15 protein-coding genes are annotated in these 18831 nt (G+C 66.4%); 5 read left to right on the top strand and 10 right to left on the bottom strand.

The features are described 5' to 3' along the window. Window positions 1-17 precede the first annotated feature (17 nt). A complete protein-coding gene (leuS, locus tag ASG86_RS16535; RefSeq protein ID WP_056336707.1) occupies window positions 18-2543 on the bottom strand; it encodes a leucine--tRNA ligase in 2526 nt (841 codons plus the stop codon). Between the two features lie 291 nt (window positions 2544-2834). Here leuS and ASG86_RS16530 point away from each other — a divergent pair, with 291 nt between their 5' ends. Then, entirely contained in the window at window positions 2835-4373 is a 1539-nt protein-coding gene (locus tag ASG86_RS16530; RefSeq protein ID WP_056336704.1) for an FAD-dependent oxidoreductase, read from the top strand. Window positions 4374-4486: 113 nt separating this feature from the next. Here the strand turns inward: ASG86_RS16530 and glpK are convergent, their stop codons facing one another. The 3 genes from glpK to ASG86_RS16515 form a co-directional block, all read right to left on the bottom strand. After that, on the bottom strand, window positions 4487-6001 hold the full coding sequence (gene glpK / locus ASG86_RS16525) for a glycerol kinase GlpK (protein ID WP_056336701.1): 1515 nt from the start codon (window positions 5999-6001) through the stop codon (window positions 4487-4489). Between the two features lie 41 nt (window positions 6002-6042). After that, window positions 6043-6747 carry an MIP/aquaporin family protein gene (locus tag ASG86_RS16520; RefSeq protein WP_056336698.1) on the bottom strand — a complete coding sequence of 235 codons (705 nt, stop codon included), beginning with the start codon at window positions 6745-6747 and terminating at the stop codon, window positions 6043-6045. A gap of 130 nt (window positions 6748-6877) precedes the next feature. Next, a complete protein-coding gene (locus tag ASG86_RS16515) occupies window positions 6878-8701 on the bottom strand; it encodes a glycerol-3-phosphate dehydrogenase/oxidase (RefSeq protein ID WP_056336695.1) in 1824 nt (607 codons plus the stop codon). 126 nt (window positions 8702-8827) lie between these two features. Here ASG86_RS16515 and ASG86_RS16510 point away from each other — a divergent pair, with 126 nt between their 5' ends. From ASG86_RS16510 to ASG86_RS16495, 4 genes are read left to right on the top strand one after another with little or no spacing between them, the layout of a single operon-like run. Beyond that, on the top strand, window positions 8828-9793 hold the full coding sequence (locus ASG86_RS16510; RefSeq protein ID WP_056336912.1) for a sugar-binding transcriptional regulator: 966 nt from the start codon (window positions 8828-8830) through the stop codon (window positions 9791-9793). A 19-nt stretch (window positions 9794-9812) separates the two neighbouring features. Further along, window positions 9813-10682 carry an aldo/keto reductase gene (locus ASG86_RS16505; protein ID WP_056336692.1) on the top strand — a complete coding sequence of 290 codons (870 nt, stop codon included), beginning with the start codon at window positions 9813-9815 and terminating at the stop codon, window positions 10680-10682. An 8-nt stretch (window positions 10683-10690) separates the two neighbouring features. Beyond that, window positions 10691-11620 (top strand): alpha/beta fold hydrolase, encoded by a 930-nt coding sequence (locus ASG86_RS16500; protein WP_056336689.1) that lies wholly within the window; start codon window positions 10691-10693, stop codon window positions 11618-11620. Beyond that, on the top strand, window positions 11617-12693 hold the full coding sequence (locus ASG86_RS16495; RefSeq protein WP_056336686.1) for a glycosyltransferase family 4 protein: 1077 nt from the start codon (window positions 11617-11619) through the stop codon (window positions 12691-12693). Before ASG86_RS16500 ends, ASG86_RS16495 begins: the two co-directional genes overlap by 4 nt. A 29-nt stretch (window positions 12694-12722) precedes the next feature. Here ASG86_RS16495 and ASG86_RS16490 read toward each other — a convergent pair whose 3' ends face one another. The 6 genes from ASG86_RS16490 to mihF form a co-directional block, all read right to left on the bottom strand. Next, window positions 12723-14807, bottom strand: coding sequence for a primosomal protein N' (locus ASG86_RS16490; protein WP_056336683.1), 2085 nt, complete (start codon window positions 14805-14807; stop codon window positions 12723-12725). Between the two features lie 110 nt (window positions 14808-14917). Further along, window positions 14918-16153 carry a methionine adenosyltransferase gene (metK, locus tag ASG86_RS16485; RefSeq protein ID WP_056336680.1) on the bottom strand — a complete coding sequence of 412 codons (1236 nt, stop codon included), beginning with the start codon at window positions 16151-16153 and terminating at the stop codon, window positions 14918-14920. Between the two features lie 135 nt (window positions 16154-16288). Then, a complete protein-coding gene (gene coaBC / locus ASG86_RS16480; RefSeq protein ID WP_056336676.1) occupies window positions 16289-17521 on the bottom strand; it encodes a bifunctional phosphopantothenoylcysteine decarboxylase/phosphopantothenate--cysteine ligase CoaBC in 1233 nt (410 codons plus the stop codon). 38 nt (window positions 17522-17559) lie between these two features. Then, window positions 17560-17820: a DNA-directed RNA polymerase subunit omega gene (gene rpoZ, locus ASG86_RS16475; protein ID WP_003800778.1), complete on the bottom strand. Its 261-nt coding sequence runs from the start codon at window positions 17818-17820 to the stop codon at window positions 17560-17562. A 15-nt stretch (window positions 17821-17835) separates the two neighbouring features. Beyond that, the gene (gene gmk / locus ASG86_RS16470; RefSeq protein WP_056336674.1) at window positions 17836-18429 is read right to left on the bottom strand and encodes a guanylate kinase; all 594 of its coding nucleotides are present in this window, start codon (window positions 18427-18429) and stop codon (window positions 17836-17838) included. Window positions 18430-18473: 44 nt separating this feature from the next. Beyond that, a complete protein-coding gene (gene mihF, locus ASG86_RS16465) occupies window positions 18474-18791 on the bottom strand; it encodes an integration host factor, actinobacterial type (RefSeq protein WP_200831400.1) in 318 nt (105 codons plus the stop codon). Window positions 18792-18831: the final 40 nt, after the last annotated feature.

Genomic DNA, 18831 nt, shown 5'->3' with positions numbered 1-18831 from the left:
TGCTGCGGGTGCAGCAGTTATGCCGGAACGATGTTGACCAGCTTAGGGGCACGGACAATGACTGTCCTGATGCCCCGGCCGTCCAGGGCGCGCTGGACGTTTTCCGAGGCGAGGGCCAGCTCGCGGAGCTCATCCTCGGAGACGTCCGGAGACACCTCCAGCCGGTCGCGGACCTTGCCCTGTACCTGGACAACGGCGGTGACCGTGTCCTGGACCAGGAGCGCGGGGTCGTGCGCGGGCCAGCCTGCATTGGCTACCGACGCCGGATGCCCCAGCAGGTTCCACATATCCTCGGCGGTGTACGGCGCGAAGAGGCTGAGGATCACCGCGACAGCCTCGGCAGCTTCCCGCACCGCCGGGTCCGCCGCTCCTGCGCCGGAGTCGATCGCTTTGCGGGTGGCGTTGACCAGTTCCATCAGCTTGGCCACCACAACATTGAACTTGTTGGCGTCCAGCAGCTCAGCGGCGTCAGCGATGGTGCGGTGCGTTACCGAACGCAGGGGACGGTCGCCGGTGGTGGCGTCCACACCGGGCCCACTGGTTACGTCCTGGGCCAGGCGCCAGGCGCGTGCCAGGAACTTGGCAGAGCCCGACGGCGAGACGTCAGCCCAGTCGACGTCGTCCTCCGGAGGGGAAGCGAAGACCATGGTCAGCCGGACCGCGTCCACGCCGAACTTGTCCAGCTGCTCACCAAGGTCAACACCGTTGCCCAGCGACTTGCTCATGGCCTTACCGCCGTTGAGCACCTGGCCCTGGTTCAGGAGGGCACTGAACGGCTCGTCGGCGTCGATCATGCCCAGGTCGTGGATGACCTTGGTGAAGAAGCGGGCGTACAGCAGGTGCAGGATGGCATGCTCCACACCGCCGACGTACTGGCCCACCGGCATCCAGTCGTTGATCTTCTCCGGATCGAAGGGGCCCTCTGTGTAGTGCGGGGAAACGAACCGCAGGAAGTACCACGAAGAGTCAACGAAGGTGTCCATGGTGTCCGTGTCCCGTTTTGCGGGGCCGTGGCAGGACGGGCATTCCACGTTGACCCATTCTTCGGCAGCCGCCAGGGGCGAGGTGCCCTTGGGGGCCAGGTCCTCGCCACGGAGGTTTGAAGGCAGCGTGACCGGCAGCTGGTGGTCCGGTACCGGGACTTCCCCGCAGGACGGGCAGTGGATGATGGGGATGGGAGTGCCCCAGAACCGCTGCCGGCTCAGCAGCCAGTCGCGGAGCCGGAAGTTTACGAACTTCTCGCCGGTGCCCTGCCGCTCCAGCATGGCGATGGCGGCCGGGATGGCCTCGGCCTTGGGGAGGCCGTCGAGCTCACCGGAGTTGATTAGGGTTCCCTCCCCCGCGGTGGCCGTGCCGGTGACGGCGGGATCCTCCTCGCCGGTGTCCAGGACGGCGCGGACCGGCAGGCCGAAGGCGCGGGCGAAGTCCAGGTCACGCTGGTCATGGGCGGGCACGGCCATGATGGCGCCCGTGCCGTAGTCGGCCAGCACGTAGTCCGCTGCCCACACCGGCAGCTTCTCCCCGTTGAGCGGGTTGATGGCGTACCGGCCGGTGAAGACGCCGGTCTTTTCGCGCTCGGTGGACTGGCGTTCGATCTCCGAGAGCGCCTTGACCTGTTCGCGGTATTCGTCCAGGGCGGCCGCGTGCTCGTCCGTAACAAGGTCGACGGCGATCGGCGCGTCGGCAGCCACCACGAAGAAGGTTGCCCCGTACAGGGTGTCCGGGCGGGTGGTGAAGACCGTAACCTCCTTGGCGGGCTTGCCGCCGTCGGCTTCGATCACGAAGTTGACGTGTGCGCCTTCGGAACGGCCGATCCAGTTCTTCTGCATGGCCAGGACGCGCTCGGGCCAGTGGCCCCGGAGCTCATCCATGTCGTCCAGCAGGCGGTCGGCGTAATCAGTGATCTTGAAGTACCACTGGTTCAGCGACTTCTTGGTCACGGTGGTGCCGCAGCGCTCGCAGGCGCCATTAACAACCTGTTCGTTGGCCAGGACGGTCTGGTCTTTGGGGCACCAGTTGACCGGGGAGTTCTTCCGGTAGGCCAGGCCGCGCTCGTAGAAGCGCTTGAACAGCCACTGGGTCCAGCGGTAGTACTCGGGATCCGACGTGTGCAGGCGGCGCGACCAGTCGGCGGAAATGGCATACCGCTTGAAGGACGCCGCCTGGGTGTCGATGTTGGTGTAGGTCCACTCGCTGGGGTGGGCGTTGCGCTTGATGGCGGCGTTCTCCGCGGGCAGGCCAAAGGAATCCCAACCGATAGGGTGCAGGACGTCGTACCCCTTCTGGCGGAGGTAGCGGGCCACCACGTCACCCATGGCGAACGCTTCGGCGTGGCCCATGTGCAGGTCGCCGGACGGGTACGGGAACATATCAAGCACGTAGCGGCGCTCCCGGGACCCGTCATCCACCGGGGTGAAGACCTTGAGGTCTTCCCACACCTGGGGCCATTTGGCCTCCATGGCGGTGAAACTGTAGGTGCCCTCTTCAGGCTCCGCCGATACTGTTGTTGCTGTTCCGGTCTCTGTCTCCGGCTGAACGCCCACTGCTGCCCTCTTCTGTTCTGTTACGGCATCTGTGCTGCCATAACGGCCTGATCCTCCTGCTGCCGGTCCGGCGCACATGCCCCGGACACACAAAAGCCCCTCGCCAAGGGAGGGGCTGCCGCTCAGCTGTCCGATAGTCGGAGCCGGCGGCTAACTAAGCAGAAGGATCGCACGCATGGATCTACTTTAGCGCACCCCCACGCCGACCGCCGCAGCCACGGGCGGGCCCCCCGTTGCATTACCCGCGGGAAGCGCTCATGATCGTCCCACAACGCAGGGAGGCGGCACACGATGTCAGAGGCAACCGCCGCCGGCTTCGCGGAAGGGGTACCCCTGTCCTTGTGGCTGGCAACCGCCGGCGGCACCGACTTTCCCAGGCTGCGCGGCACGGTCGAAGTGGACGTGGCAGTGATCGGGGGCGGCATCGCCGGCCTGACGGCAGCACTGGCCCTGAAGCGCTCGGGGCGCTCGGTGGCCGTCCTCGAGGCAGGCCGTATCGGCACCGGCGTCACGGGCCACACCACCGGCAAGGTGACGTCCCTGCACCGCCTGGCGTACACGGAGCTGGACCGAACCCACGGAAGGAACGCCGCCGGAATCTATGGACGCGCCAACCAGGCCGCCGTGGAGCACATCGCCGCGGTGGTGGCGGCGGAAGGCATCTCCTGCGGTTTCCGCCGGGTTGCCAACTACACCTTCGCCGCCAGTGGGGACGCCCTCCCGGAGGTGCGCGCGGAAGCCGAACTCGCCGCCAGGCTCGGCCTTCCGGCTGCATTCACAGCCGAAGTACCCCTGCCGTTCCCTGTGGCGGGCGCCGTCCGGTTTGACCGGCAGGCCCAGATTCACTCCGTTCAGTACCTCCAGGGGCTCGCCGCCAGGGTGGACGGGGAGGGCAGCTTCGTCTTTGAAGGGACCCGCGCGAACGACCTTCAGGAGGGAACCCGGGTGAAGGTTGCTGCCAGAGGCGGCACTGTGCTGGCAGCTGATGCAATCGTTGCCACGAATGTTCCCTTCGGAGACCATGGCCGGTTCGAAGCACTGTGCCCGCCGCACCGCTCTTATATCGTTGCCGCGCCACTGGACGCCCCTGCCCTGGACGCCACCTTCATCAGTGCCGGTGAGCCCATGCGGTCGTTGCTGACCGTCCAGCTGAACGGGCGGACCTATCTGCTGACCGGCGGCGAGGGCCACCCTGCCGGCGAACGCGTCGATCCGGCGTCGCGCCATGCCAGCCTGGCAGCCTTCGCGCGCAGCCAATTCGGCACCGGACCCGTTGCCTACCGCTGGTCCACCCAGGACGCGATGCCCCTTGACGGACTGCCGTATGTCGGTCGGCTGAATCCGGACAGCCGCCATGCCTTCGTCATTACGGGCCTGCGCAAATGGGGACTCACGAACGGTACCGCCGCCGCCCTGATGCTGGCAGACCTGCTCAATGGCACACCCAACGGTTGGGCCCCCCTGTTTGACAGCAACCGCGCGCCATCACCGACGGGGACAAGGCCGGAAGGTGCCAGGGCACCAACGCCGGCCGGCACCGGGAACAGTGACCGGACCCGCCCGGACGACGCCGCACGGCAGATAGCGGACCTGGCTCCCAATGACGGCACGGTGGTTGAAATTTCCGGGGCAAGCACCGCCTGTTTCCGGGACGAAGCCGGAGGCATCCACGCCGTATCGGCCATCTGCACCCATCTGGGCTGCACGGTGGGCTTCAACCGGGGAGAACGCACCTGGGACTGCCCCTGCCACGGTTCCAGGTTCGACGTGGCCGGGAAGGTCATCCAGGGACCGGCCACCGAGGACCTGCCGCAGCAGCCTGCCCCCTAACGCCCTGCACCTCCGACGCCTTGGGACACCCTGCATGTGACACCCGGCACCTGGGCGGAAACGGCAGGGGCCGCCCTGCCGGATCGGCAGGGCGGCCCCGTGACGGTCGGAGGCTACCGCACGTCCTCGTCGACCCACTCCATGGACTTGGTGACGGCCTTCTTCCAAAGCCGCATTTGGCGGTCCTGTTCAGCCTTGTCCATCTGCGGTTCCCAGCGCTTGTCCTCGGACCAGTTGGCGGAGCATTCCCCGAGGTCCTTCCAGAAACCGACGGCCAGTCCTGCCGCGTAGGCAGCTCCCAGTGCCGTGGTCTCAATGACCTTGGGGCGGATGACCGGGACGCCCAGGATGTCCGCCTGGAACTGCATGAGCGCGTCATTGGCCACCATGCCGCCGTCGACCTTCAACTCACTCAGCGGCACGCCGGAGTCCGCGTTCACTGCATCCAGCACCTCGCGGGTCTGGAACGCGGTGGCTTCCAGCGCCGCCCGGGCAATGTGGTTCTTGTTGACGAACCGGGTGAGGCCAACAATCGCACCGCGGGCATCCGAACGCCAGTACGGGGCGAACAGGCCGGAGAACGCCGGGACGATGTACACGCCACCGTTGTCCTTGACGGACGCGGCCAGGGTTTCCACCTCAGGGGCGCTGCTGATCATGCCAAGGTTGTCGCGGAGCCACTGGATGAGGGAGCCAGTGACGGCAATTGAACCTTCGAGGGCGTAGTGCGGCTTGGCATCGCCCAGCTTGTAGCCCACCGTGGTGAGGAGCCCGTTCTTCGAATGGACGATTTCCTCGCCCGTGTTGAAGATCAGGAAGCAGCCCGTGCCGTAGGTGTTCTTCGCTTCGCCGGCGTCGAAGGCGGCCTGCCCGAAGGTCGCGGCCTGCTGGTCGCCAAGGATGCCCGCCACCGGCGTCTCGCGGAGCAGCTGGGAGCTGTGGACGGTGCCGTACACCTCCGAGGAGGACTTGATCTCCGGCATCATGCTGCGGGGCACGCCGAAGATGCGCAGGATTTCGTCGTCCCACTGCAGCGTTTCGAGGTCCATGAACAGGGTCCGGGAGGCGTTGGTGACGTCGGTGACGTGGACGCCGCCGTCCACGCCGCCGGTCAGGTTCCACAGGACCCAGGCGTCGGTGTTGCCAAAGACCAGGTCCCCGGCCTCCGCCTTTTCCCGCGCGCCGTCAACGTTGTCCAGGATCCATTTGATCTTGGTGCCGGAGAAGTAGGTGGCCAGCGGCAGGCCCACTTTCTGTTTGAAGCGGTCCGCGCCGCCATCCCTGCCCAGGTCGTCCACGATGTCCTGGGTTCGGGTGTCCTGCCACACGATGGCGTTGTACACCGGCTTGCCGGTGGTCTTGTCCCACACCACCGCGGTTTCGCGCTGGTTGGTGATTCCGACGGCGGCAATATCGTGCCGCGTCAGGTTCGCCTTGGAGAGGGCTGAGCCGATGACCTCACGGGTGTTGTTCCAGATCTCCGTGGCGTCGTGCTCCACCCACCCTGCCTGCGGGAAGATCTGCTCGTGTTCCATCTGGCCGGAGGAGACAATGGCGCCGCTGTGGTCGAAGATGATGGCGCGGGTGCTGGTGGTGCCCTGGTCGATGGCGATTACGTACTGGTTCATGATGACGTCCTTGTCTTGTTAATGGCTGTGGTGAGTACGGGTCAGGAAGCGGCCGTGATGATGATCGGGACAATCCGGGCGACGAGTCCGCCCAGGGCGCCGCCTACAAGCGGGCCAACCACCGGGATCCAGGCATAACTCCAGTCGCTGGAGCCCTTGCCCCTGATGGGAAGCACTGCGTGGGCGATGCGGGGTCCCAGGTCACGGGCAGGGTTGATGGCGTAGCCGGTGGGGCCGCCGAGGGAAACACCGATGCCGACGACGAGCAGCGCCACTGCCAGCGGGCCGAGCCCCGAGGGGGTACCGCCCAGGGTGAGGATGACGAAGACCAGCACAAAAGTACCGATGATTTCGGTGATCAGGTTCCATGGGGTGGACCGGATGGCAGGGCCGGTGGAAAAGGTACCGAGCTTGCCTGCAGGCTCCGGCTCGTCGTCGAAGTGCTGCTTGTAGGCCAGCCAGCAGACCACGGCGCCGAGGAATGCACCCACCATCTCGCCCCCGAAGTAGGTGAGGGTGGAAGCGAAGTCTACGGTGACTCCCGGCGCATACTCAGCCTTGCCATTGAGCAGCAGGCCGAGCGTGACGGCAGGGTTCAGGTGTGCGCCCGACTTGGCGGCGACGAAGACACCACAGAAGACGGCAATGCCCCATCCCCAGGTGACCATCAGGAAGCCGCCACTGTTGCCTTTTGTCCCCCGCAAAGCCACGTTGGCAACGACGCCGCAACCCAACAGGGTCAGCATGCCCGTGCCAAAGACTTCGGAGAGGAAGACTATTCATCTTTGACTCCATTTCTTTGTTTAGTTGTCGGTCCTCCGCGGGTGAAGGACCGTGTGGCCGGGACGCCGTAACGCCCCGGCCGGAAACCTGGCCTTAGGCGACCAGGCTGTGCGTTTCCACACGGTGGAAACGCTGCAGCACGTCCTGTGCGTGCTTGATCTCAGCGGCGCGCGCTGCCGCATCCCACTTGAGCGGGACGGACAGAACTTCCGCCACTTCATTGAGGAGTTCTCCGGTAACCAGCCCGCGGAAGGCCAGGGAGGTACGCCGGATGAGGACGTCCACAAGGTGCCCCACCTGCTCATTGGCCGCCATGAATTCCAGTTCGCGGACGCTCAGTTCGCGGGTGGACCGCAGCGCGTGGTCAGGCTCGGCATCGAGGTAGGCGATGACCTCTTCTGCCCTTGTCCCGTAGCGGGTCAGCAACCCGGCCGTGCGGTCTGCATCGCGCCCGGGAGCCATGTGCGCCTTGATCCACTTCTGCACGCCGGCTTCGTCGGCAGGGAAACCGGCGCCGCCGCCGATGGGCAGCTGCGCTGTCGAGACCTTGCGCTGCACGCCCAGTTCGCTGAGGACCTCGTTGGTGAGGTGCTCTGCGAGGGCGCGGAAGGTGGTCCATTTGCCGCCCACCAGGCTCAGCACGACGGCGCCGCTTCCGTCGGGTGCGGAGGTGCGGCGTTCGATGCGGTAGTCACGGGAGACGAAGCCGGGCTGGGTTGCGTCATGGCTGGGCAGGGGGCGGACGCCCGAGAACGTGTAGACGATGTCGTCAGGGGTGACGTCGATGGAGGGGAAGACGTGGCCGATCAGGTCGAAGAAGTACTGGATTTCCTCATCGGTGCAGACGGCGTCCTCCGACATGTCCGCGTCAACGTCCGTGGTGCCCACCAGGACACGGTCCCCCATCGGGTAGATCAGGACGATCCGGCCGTCGGTGTGCTCGAAGAAGATTTCCCGGCCGCGGCAGGCGGCGAGGAGGCCGGGGTGGTCCAGTACGATGTGGGATCCCTTGGTGCCTCCCATGAAGGATGATGCCGCGCCCATTGCACCGTTGGTGAGGTCCACCCAGGCGCCGGTGGTGTTGATGATGATGTCCGCCGTGAAGTCGAATTCCTCGCCGGTGAGTTCGTCACGAAGGCGGACGGTACTTCCCCGCCCGGTCCCCGGGTTGGGAACCGGCGACATGGACTGCAGCGAGAGGTAGTTGCTGGCCCGGGCCGTATCGCCCTGGGCGCTGGTGCTCTCCGGGGTCCCCGGCCGGCCGGCCTTTTCGCCATCCTGCAGGACGTCCAGGGTCAGACGCTCGGGATTGTGGACCGAAGCATCGAAGTAGGTGGCGGTGTACTTGACGTCCGGCCGCAGGGCGGGCAGTTCCTGGAGGGCCGCCTTGTGGGTACGGAACTGGTGCCGCGGAACCGTCCCGCCGTCCCTGGAGAACGAATCGTAGAGGCTGAGGCCCACCTTGATGAGGAACGCGCCGCGCTCCTTCGGCTTGCCCTGCTGCTTATGGGTCAGGAAACGCAGTGGCGCCGACAGAACACCGGAGAACGTGCTGAAGATCGGGATGGTTGTCTGCAGCGGCTTGACGTAGTGCGGGGCAATCCGCAGGAGGCGGTTGCGTTCCACCACGGACTCGCGGACCAGGCGGAACTCGCCGTTTTCCAGGTAGCGGATGCCGCCGTGGATCATGTGCGAGGACGCGCCGCTTGCTCCCTGGCAGTAGTCACCGCGCTCTACCAGTGCCACGTCCACGCCCTGCAATGCCAGGTCACGGAACGTCCCCACGCCGTTGATGCCACCGCCCACCACCAGTACTTTCGCGTGCGGCCGCCGCCGCAGGCTGTGGACAGACGGGCGTTCCGCCCCGGGCCGGGGCGCTGAAGCAGAGGGTTGAACAGTTGAATCCTTGGGTCCCAAAACGACTCCCTTGGGGCTTTGTGATGATGCGGTCACCGCTGGATGGCGCCGCCGTTCTGCTCTATTGTTCGGAGAAATGGAAAATGGAGTCAAGGACTATGCACGAACGTGCAGAAGGGAACTGAGATGGCACTTTCACGGGACGCAGATGCCCTCCGAGCTGCACAAATGTATTACCTGCAGGACCTGACCATGGACGCGATTGCCCGTGAACTGCATACCTCCCGGTCCACGGTTTCCCGGCTGTTGTCCTCGGCAAGGGAATCCGGTTTGGTGCAAATCCAGATCCGCAACCCGCTGGACACCGGCCCCGAGCTGGAGGGGATGATCCGGCGCCGGTACAACCTGGACGTCCACGTGGTCCCCATCCTTGGGACGCTTAATGAAGCCGAAACGCTGGACCGCGTCGCCATGCAGGCGGCACGCACCATTGGGCCGCTGGTGGACTCGAACGCCATCATTGGCGTGGCCTGGGGATCGACGCTCAGTGCCGTCAGCCGGCACCTCACCAGGAAGATCACGCACGACAGCGTCATCGTCCAGCTCAATGGTGCCGGAAACATGCACACTACGGGCATCACCTACGCAAGCGACATCATGCGCAGGTTCGGCAGCGCCTACGGGGCGCGGGTGGAGCAGTTCCCCGTCCCGGCCTTCTTCGACCATGCCGCCACCAAGACGGCCATGTGGAATGAACGCAGCGTGCAGCGCGTCCTGGAATTGCAGGCCAAAATGAGTATCGCCATTTTCGGTGTGGGTTCGGTCCACGCCGACTATCCGAGCCACGTCTACGCGGGCGGGTACCTGGATGAGGACGACCTGAACGCACTGGCCACGTCGGACGTGGTGGGCGACGTTGCCACTGTCTTTTTCCGGGCCGACGGTTCCTCTGACGGAATCGTCCTTAACGAAAGGTCCACGGGGCCGGCGCTTGCCCAGCTCCGCCAGGTGCGCCGCAGGATCTGCGTGGTGTCGGGGGTTTCCAAGATCAACGGCCTACGCGGAGCCCTGGCAGCCAGGCTGGCCACCGACCTGATCCTGGACGAAGCCACCGCACGGCGCCTGGTCGATTACGAGGGACTGACCAGCTGAAGTGGGTAGAGTCGTTGCCATGAGAACCTCACCCCGGCTCAGCCTGAACAACGGCGTGCTGATAGACCAGCTCGGCTTTGGGCTCTACAAGGTGCCGGCAGCGGACGCGGAAGGCCTGGTGGCCACCGCGCTCGCCGCTGGCTACCGCCATTTCGATACCGCCGCAATGTACGGGAACGAAACCGGAGTGGCCCGCGGCATCAGTTCCCAGCTGGGCGACGGGACCGGCAGCGGCGGGTCCGGGGAGCTGTCCCCCTCCCTGACCCGGGAGGACATCTTCATCACCACCAAAGTGTGGAACGACCATCACGGCTACGACGCGACGCTGCGGGCGTTCGACGATTCCATGGTCAACCTGGGCCTGGACTACGTGGACATGTACCTGATCCACTGGCCCTGCCCGCGGCGGGGACTGTTCCCGGAAACTTACCGGGCCCTGGAAACTCTGTACCGGGAAGGTAGGGTCCGTGCCATCGGTGTCAGCAACTTCCAGCCGGCGCATCTTGACCGCCTGCTCCAAAGCGCCGAAGTGGTCCCGGCCGTCAACCAGGTCGAACTGCACCCGTGGCTGCAGCAGGAAGAGCTTCGCGGCAAGCATGCGGAACTGGGCATCCACACGGAAGCGTGGAGCCCGCTTGGCCGCGGCCAGGTGCTGGCCGACCCCGTCATCCAGGCCTGCGCGGCCGAGCACCGGCGGACGCCTGCGCAGGTGATCCTTCGCTGGCACATGCAACTGGGACACATCGCCATTCCCAAGGCCAGCTCCGAAGCAAGAATCCGGGAGAACCTCAACGTCTTCAATTTCGAGCTCTCCGAACGTGATCTGTTGGCCATCAAAGCGCTGGACCGCGGGCAGCGGACCGGATCGCATCCGGACAACGTCAACTAGGCCGGCGCATGGACACCGTTAACCCGGGGACCTCCCCCGCGCCTGCCTACCTGAGCCCGGAACTTTCCGCCCGCACCTCCACGTCCACCGTGACCATCGACGGCGGCACGGTGGCTTACTGGACCTATGAGCCACTGAAGGAGACGCCGGAGACCCGCACGATCCTGGTGGTCCATGGGTTCCGCGGCGACCATCATGGGCTCCTGCGCGTCGCGGACCAGCTGCCGGAGATGCGCCTCATCATGCCGGACCTTCCCGGCTTTGGCAGGTCCGGGGCCTTTGCCCGGGGGCCGCACTCGGTGGAGCGCTACGGGGCGTTCATCACTGACTTCATGGCTTCCCAGGGCCTGGGGCCGGACACGGTGCTGCTGGGACACTCGTTCGGATCCATCGTGGCTGCGCACTTCGTAGCCAACAACCCCACGGCCGTGCGTCCCTTGATCCTCATCAACCCCATCGCTGCTCCGGCGCTGGAAGGGCCAAAGGGCGTCATGACCCGGCTGGCGGTGCTGTACTACCGGCTGGCGGCACGGCTCCCGCAAGGGCCGGGGCTGGCCCTGCTGCGTAACCGGCTGATTGTGCGGGTGATGAGCGAGACCATGGCCAAGACCCGTGACAGGGACCTGAGGGCCTTCATACACGGCCAGCACCACGCGTACTTCAGTTCCTTCGCGGACCGGGACAGCCTGCTGGAGTCGTTCACCGCCTCCGTCAGTCACCATGTGGCAGAGGTAGCCGGAAAACTGGACCTGCCCGTACTGCTGATCGCGGGTGAAAAGGATGAGATCGCCACCCTCCCCAGCCAGCACAGCCTCCTGTCACGGCTTCCGGACGGGGAGCTGAAGGTGATTCCCGGCGTCGGACACCTGATCCACTATGAAACGCCGGAGCCGGCCGCCCGCTTCATCCGCAGCTTCCTGAAGGACCATCCCGCGTGAAGATCGTCATTGATGCACGTTTCACCCGTACCGACCATCACGACGGCATCAGCCGCTACGGCGCCAGCCTGATCGCTGCCACGGCGGAGATCGCTGACGTTTCCATGCTGGTTTCCGACGTCCGGCAGCTCGCACTCCTCCCGGACGTGCCGTACACGCTCATCAGCAGCCCGCTGTCACCGATGGAACTTTTCGTTGCCCGGAAGATTAACGCCCTCGGGGCGGACGTAGTGGTGTGCCCCATGCAGACCATGGGCACCTGGGGACGGAAGTACGGGCTGATCCTCACCCTGCACGACCTCATCTACTATGAGCACCCCGCTCCCCCGGGGTTCCTGCCGGCCCCCGTCAGGGTGCTGTGGCGCCTGTACCACAAGGCGTTCTGGCCGCAGCGGCTCCTGCTCGACCGGGCCGATACCGTGGCCACCATCAGCCGGACCACCGAGGCCCTGATGGCCAAGTACCGTCTGACGAAAAGGCCCGTACGCATTATCGCGAACGCTCCCCAGCCGGCGCAGGAACCACGCAACCCGGGCGACGGTGCGGACAAAACGATCATTTACATGGGTTCGTTCATGCCCTACAAGAACGTGGAAACCATGGTGGCGGGCATGGCCGGGTTGCCCGGCTACACGCTGCACCTGCTCAGCCGGATCACGCCGCAGCGCCGGGCGGAACTGGAACGCGTCGTCCCGCCGGGCGCCGCCGTGGTGTTCCACAACGGCGTAACCGACGCGGAGTATGACGGGCTGCTGCGGCGGGCAACGGCACTGGTGAGCCTGTCCCGGGCCGAGGGATACGGCCTTCCCCTCGTGGAGGCCATGGCGGTGGGGACCCCGGTGATCGCCAGCGACATTCCGATCTTCCGCGAAGTGGGATCCGACGCCGCCCTCTACGTGGATCCGGAGTCGCCCGGGCAGTTCGCGGACGCTGTGCGGCAGCTGCAGGATGAGCAGCACTGGCAGGAGATGTCGCGCCGCTCCCTGGCCCGGGCAGCGGAGTTCAGCTGGGATGAGTCGGCACGCCAACTGGTGGACGCGGCGCACGAGGTAGTGGCGAAAAGGCACCGCTAAGGGCGTCACCACTTAGAGGACGTCAACACTTACAGGACGTCAACACCGTCCAGGCGCAGCTGCACCGGGTCCGTGGCCCGTTTGGCGGCCACTGCTGCCCGGGTCACCCGCAGGACACGGACGACGGCGGTGGCCTGGCCGTAAGAAAAGAAGAGCAGCGTCCGCACGTCCTCGGCCGAGCGCCTGCCGGAGGGCGGTGCCGTCAGCAGGAGCGGCGCCGGCCCCGCAGCGCGGACTGTTATGCCCGCGCGGGCAAGGTCCGCTTCCACGGCACCGGTGTAGTGTTCGACGGCGGCACGCGGCCCGGTGACGGAGGCGATCCGCACCGCCGGGGGAAGCTGCAGCTCCACGCGCAGGGACAGCTCCCGCTGCGCATAGCCGGCCGGGTCCCACCGCAGCAGGGCGCCGGTGCCGGCGGTCTCCGTTGCCGTGACCACCACCAGCCCGCCGTCCGGGGCGGGGCGCACCAGGGCAGCGGCGTTGAACCAGCGGCGCACGGTGTCTTCGCCCGCGCGGAGGGTTTCCCGGCGCAACAGGGAATCCCCGTCCAGCAGCAGGGCGGCGGCATACCCGGCCTCCGCGACCGGTTCGGCCCCCACCGTTGCCACCACCAGCGCCCTGCCAGTGCCCACCGCGGCTTTCACCTGGTCCCCTGAAGAGGTGATGACCGTTGTGCCGGGAAACGCCCGGCCAAGCTCCTCGGCTGTGCGCAGGACTCCGGTGGCCCCTTTCCGAAGCCGCCGGCCGCCGCAGTGGGAGCACTTCCAGTCCGGGGCCGGGGTGGAACACCACCGGCACTGCGGCAGGGCGGACGTGCCGGCCAGCGCCAGGGGTCCCTGGCAGTTACCGCAGCGGGCCGGTTCCCGGCATGCTTCACACACCAGCGAGGGCGCGTACCCTGCCCTGGCAACCTGGACCAGGACGGGGCCGCGCTCGAGACCCTCCTTGGCGGCCTGCCATGCCGCGTGCGGCAGCCGCGCGATGGTTGCCAGCGGGTCCCGTTCCTGCTCGAAGCTGTCGGCAGTGCTGAGGACACGTGGAACAGTCCTGCGGACGGTGGCGCGCTCGGTTGCTACCGGGACGGCCCACCCGGCTTCCACCAACCGCTGGACCTCGGTGCTGCGTGCATGCCCTGCAAGGAGGCAGGCAGTATTTTCCTGCTCGGCCCGAAGGAGCAGGACTTCCCGGGCATGGGCGTACGGTGCGCGCTGCTCGATGTGGAGGTCGTCGCCGTCGTCCCAGCACGCGACGAGCCCCAGGTGCCGCACGGGGGCGAAGGCGGCCGAGCGCGTACCGATGGCGATGGTGGCCTTTCCTGCGAGGAGGCGCAGGAAGCTCCGGTACCGGGGCGTGGGGCCGTCGTCGGCCGTGAGCCTGGCCACGGCTGTCCCAGGCACCAGGTCCTTTAGTGCCTGCTCCAGCCGGTCGAGGTCCCGGTAGTCGGGAACCACCAGCAGTGCGCCCCGGCCGGAGGCGTAAGCTGCAGCAGCGACCTCGGCGAGCATGGCCGGCCAGCCGGCGGGACCGTAGCCCTGCAGTGGGTTGACGGCGGCGCGCGGCGATCCCCCGGCGGCCAGATGCCGGAGGAACGCGGCACCGGTGCGGTAGGCGGTCCAGGCTGAAGAGCCGGACGTGGCGGGCGTGGGTTGGGCGCCCTCCCCCTCCGCGGCGTCCAGGACTTCCGGGTAATCCTTTTCCAGCCTGGCGACACGCGGTGGAACCGCCAGGCGCAGCACATCGCTGACCGTCCCCGCATACCGGGCAGCGACGGCGTCGGCAAGGTCCCTGACGGCGGGCGTGAGGACCGGAACCGGGGAGACGACTTTTGCCAGGGGCACCAGGGTGTGCCCGGCGTCGGACTGCGCCACGCGTTCAAGGAGGAATCCGCTGAGGTCCTGGCCGTTGAACTTGACCTTGACCCGGACTCCCGGCTGCGCTGCCTGGTCAAGCGCGGCCGGGACGGAGTAGTCGAAGGGGCGGTCCAGATGCGGAAGCGGGGACTCAATGAGGACCCGCGCCACGGGAAGTTGCTCCGCCAGGTCAAGGCCACCCGGCGTCTGCCGTGTGGGGAAACCCTGCAGCAGGGACGGCTGGACGGAACTGTCAGGAGCCATGGCAGTTACCTCCGTTCAGCGACCGGGTTGGACAGGAACAGCCAAGCACCGGGCACTGACATTGGACTTCCGGCCTGGGTGATTGTGCTTCCGCCCTGGGCGGGACCGGACTAGGCGTTGAAGAATGCCTTGAGCTCGTCCACCCGGTCCAGGCGTTCCCAGGTGAAGTCGGGCTCATCCCGGCCGAAGTGCCCGTGCGCGGCAGTCTTGGCGTAAATGGGCCGCTTCAGGTCCAGGGCGTCGATAATGGCGCGGGGGCGCAGGTCGAAGATCTCCGCGATGGCGGCGCTGATACGTGCAGGATCCACTGTTTCGGTGCCGAAGGTCTCAACGTAGGTTCCCACGGGGCGGGCCTGGCCGATGGCGTAGGCGATCTGGATCTCGGCGCGCTTGGCAAGTCCGGCCGCCACCACATTCTTGGCGACCCAGCGCATGGCGTAGGCGGCCGAGCGGTCCACCTTGGAGGGGTCCTTGCCGGAGAAGGCACCGCCGCCGTGGCGGGCCATGCCGCCGTAGGTGTCAACGATGATCTTCCGGCCAGTGAGGCCGGCGTCGCCCACCGGGCCGCCGATCACGAATTCGCCGGCCGGATTGAGGATGTTTGCCGCCCGGGAGATGTCGAGGTTGGCGCCGGCGAGGACGGGTTCAATGACCACGGCGGCGAGGTCCGCGCGCAGCTGCTCCAGGCTCGCGCCCTCGGCGTGCTGGCTGGAAATCACCACCGTTTCCACTGACACGGGCACGTCCTTGTCGTAGCCCACCGTCACCTGGGTCTTGCCGTCGGGGCGAAGGTACGGCAGCAGGCCAGTCTTGCGGACCTCGGTGAGCCGTTCGGAGAGCCGGTGGGCCAACCAGATGGGCGTGGGCATATAGGAGGGGGTTTCGTCGCTGGCATAGCCGAACATCAGCCCCTGGTCGCCGGCACCCTGGAGGTCATAGTCGTCCTCCTGGCGGCCTTCGCGTGCCTCAAGGGAGTTGAAAACGCCGCCGGCGATGTCGTTGGACTGCTGGCCGATGGAGACTGACACGCCGCAGCGGGCACCGTCGAAGCCGTTGGCCGAGGAGTCGTACCCGATGCCCAGGATGGTCTCGCGGACGATCTGCGGGATTTCGACGTAGGCGTCGGTGGTGACTTCGCCTGCCACGTGCACCAGGCCCGTGGTTGCCATGGTCTCCACGGCCACGCGGGACTCGGGGTCCGCGGCCAGCAGCGCATCCAGGATAGCGTCACTGATCTGGTCGCAGATCTTGTCCGGATGGCCTTCAGTGACCGATTCGGACGTGAACAGCCGGAGCGCGGAGGGCGTGGCCCCATGGGTCTGGGGAAGGTGCAGCGGTAAAGTCACTCAACTACCTTACTGGTTGGTGTCGGCACTCCCGTCAGGGAGAAGTCTGTAGATGTCCCCGTGCTAAGCAAAGGTGGCCGGAAACACCTCAGGCGGGGGGCGGAACAGGTTCAGCTGAAGGAAACCTGGTTCAGATCACAAAGAAACACGGTTCAGTTCAAAGCTGATGCGGCGGATGATGGCTTCCGAAACCTCTGTCTTGGTTCCTGAAGCTTCCTGTGGTTCGGAGCCGGAGCGCGAGAGGATGACGACCGAATTGGAGTCCTGGCCAAAGACTTTGTCCGTCCCCACGTGGTTCACCACCAGCAGGTCGCAGCCCTTCCGCTGCAGTTTTGCTTCCGCGTAGGCCAGGACGTCGCCCTGGCTGTCCCCGGTTTCGGCGGCGAAACCCACGATGAGTTGTCCGGCTGCGGCAGCACCGGCGGTGCGCTGCTCCACAAGCTCCTGCAAAATATCGGGGTTGCGGACCAGGGTGATGACGGGATCGGCGGTGTCGTCCCGCTTCTTGATCTTGGTGTCCGAGACTTCGGCCGGGCGGAAATCGGCCACGGCTGCGGACATGATGACGACGTCGGACACGGCAGCGGCGTGCAGTGCGGCTTCCCGGAGTTCCAGGGCCGTCTCTACACGCACCACTTCCACGCCCGCCGGCGGTGGAACGTCCATGTGGGCTGCCAGCAACCGTACGGAAGCGCCCGCGTTGCGTGCTGCGACGGCAAGTGCCACCCCCTGTTTGCCGGAGGAGCGGTTGCCGAGGAAGCGCACGGGGTCCAGCGGTTCGCGGGTTCCGCCGGCGCTGATGGTGACGGTGCGGCCTGCTAGGGGCAGCTGGTAGTCGCCCTGTCCCTGCAGCAGGGCCATGGCTGCGTCGAAGATCACCTGGGGCTCCGGAAGCCTGCCGGGCCCCGAGTCGGCGCCTGTCAGCCTGCCCGAGGCGGGCTCCAGGACAGCGGCCCCGCGGCTGCGGAGCGTTTCCACGTTGGCCCGGGTGGCGGCATGCTGCCACATTTCGGTGTGCATCGCGGGGGCGAACAGCACCGGACCGTGGGCCATCAGCAGGGTGTTGGTGAGCAGGTCCCCGGCCTGGCCGGTGGCGGCCTTCGCCAGGAGGTCCGCCGTGGCGGGTGCCACCACCACCAGGTCTGCCTCGTGGCCGAGGCGCACGTGGTTGACCAGGTGCACGTCATCGAAAACACTGTTGCTGACCGGGTTTCCGGACAGCGCCTCCCAGGTGGCAGTTCCGATGAAGCGGGTGGACGCCTCAGTGGGAACCACCGTGACGTCATGGCCGGCTTCAGTAAAAAGCCGGAGGAGCGATGCCACCTTGTAGGCGGCGATCCCTCCCCCGACTCCGAGGACTATGCGCACGTGACCTCCGTCAACAGCAAGTCAGTTCAGCGGCAGGATTACTCTGCGGCTTCGATCGGCGTGGAAACCAGCTTGCCTTCGTTGATCTCGCGCAGTGCGATCGACAGCGACTTTTCGTTCAGCTTGGTGTCGACCAGGGGTCCGACGTATTCGAACAGGCCCTCGTGCAGCTGGGCGTAGTAGGCGTTGATCTGACGAGCACGCTTGGCACCGAAGATCACCAGGCCGTACTTGGAGTCGGCTGCTTCGAGCAGCGAGTCGATCGGCGGGTTGATGATGCCTTCAAGGTTCGTGGACACGAATTCTCCAAATTCCTAGCGGGCTGACGGTTCCGGCAGGTGTGGATGCGGTGTCAGCCCCATGAGTGAAACAAGCTCGTCCGCTGCCCGGCGGACGTCGTCGTTGATGACGGTGTGGTCGAACTCCGGTTCAGCAGCAAGTTCCAGTTTAGCGGTTTCCAGGCGCCGCTGCTGTTCGTCGGGTGTTTCGGTGCCGCGGCCCACCAGCCGGCGGACCATCTCGTCCCAGGTGGGCGGGGCCAGGAAGACGAACTGGGCGTCCGGAACGGCTTCCTTGACCTGGCGTGCACCCTGAAGGTCGATCTCCAGCAGCACCGAGCGGCCCTCTGCGATGGCCTGGTTCACCGTGCTCTTCAGGGTGCCGTAGGTGTTCTGCCCGTGGACGACAGCCCACTCCAGGAGTTCGCCGTCCGCGATGAGCTGCTCGAACTCGTCCTTGGTCTTGAAGAAGTAGTGGACGCCGTCCACCTCGCCGGGCCGGGGCGCCCGGGTGGTGGCCGAAACGGAAAGCCAGACTTCGGGGTAGTTGTCACGGATGTAGGTGGACACGGTGCCTTTGCCAACAGCCGTCGGACCTGCGAGGACTGTCAGTCCAGGTTTCTTGCTCACGTATTCCTTTTGCCGCAGTTGGGAAAAGACAGGCGCCGCCTGCCTCAATGCTCGTCTATAAAATCTACCAGCGCCCGGCGCTGGTGGATGCCCAGGCCCCGGACCCTGCGGGACGCCGCGATGCCCAGCTGCTGCATGATGGCCGCGGCCCGCACCTTCCCGATGCCGGGAAGGGCCTCGAGCAGTTCCGAGACCTTCATGCGGGCCAGGGCGTCGTCCTCAAGGGCGGAGCTGATGATGTCCGCCGCGGACCTGTCGCCGTTCCGGAGGCTTTCCTTGGCTGCGGCACGGGTAGCCCTGGCCGCTGCTGCCTTGCCCAGGGCGTCGGCCCGTTCAGATGCGGATAGAGGTCGCAGGACCATCACGGACACCCCCGGATTCGGCGGATTTCATCCAAGGGCG

The sequence above is a fragment of the Arthrobacter sp. Soil764 genome, from assembly GCF_001428075.1.
Lineage (GTDB): Bacteria > Actinomycetota > Actinomycetes > Actinomycetales > Micrococcaceae > Arthrobacter.
The sequence above is the reverse complement of the archived record's forward strand: the minus strand, read 5'-3'. Positions and strand labels throughout refer to the sequence as shown.

Coding starts and splice junctions, on each gene's coding strand:
- ASG86_RS16510 (WP_056336912.1), top strand. CDS start 8,828: ATGGCACTTTCACGGGACGCAGATGCCCTCCGAGCTGCACAAATGTAT.
- glpK (WP_056336701.1), bottom strand. CDS start 6,001: ATGAACCAGTACGTAATCGCCATCGACCAGGGCACCACCAGCACCCGC.
- mihF (WP_200831400.1), bottom strand. CDS start 18,791: ATGGTCCTGCGACCTCTATCCGCATCTGAACGGGCCGACGCCCTGGGC.
- ASG86_RS16500 (WP_056336689.1), top strand. CDS start 10,691: ATGGACACCGTTAACCCGGGGACCTCCCCCGCGCCTGCCTACCTGAGC.
- ASG86_RS16520 (WP_056336698.1), bottom strand. CDS start 6,747: ATGCTGACCCTGTTGGGTTGCGGCGTCGTTGCCAACGTGGCTTTGCGG.
- ASG86_RS16505 (WP_056336692.1), top strand. CDS start 9,813: ATGAGAACCTCACCCCGGCTCAGCCTGAACAACGGCGTGCTGATAGAC.
- ASG86_RS16530 (WP_056336704.1), top strand. CDS start 2,835: ATGTCAGAGGCAACCGCCGCCGGCTTCGCGGAAGGGGTACCCCTGTCC.
- ASG86_RS16490 (WP_056336683.1), bottom strand. CDS start 14,807: ATGGCTCCTGACAGTTCCGTCCAGCCGTCCCTGCTGCAGGGTTTCCCC.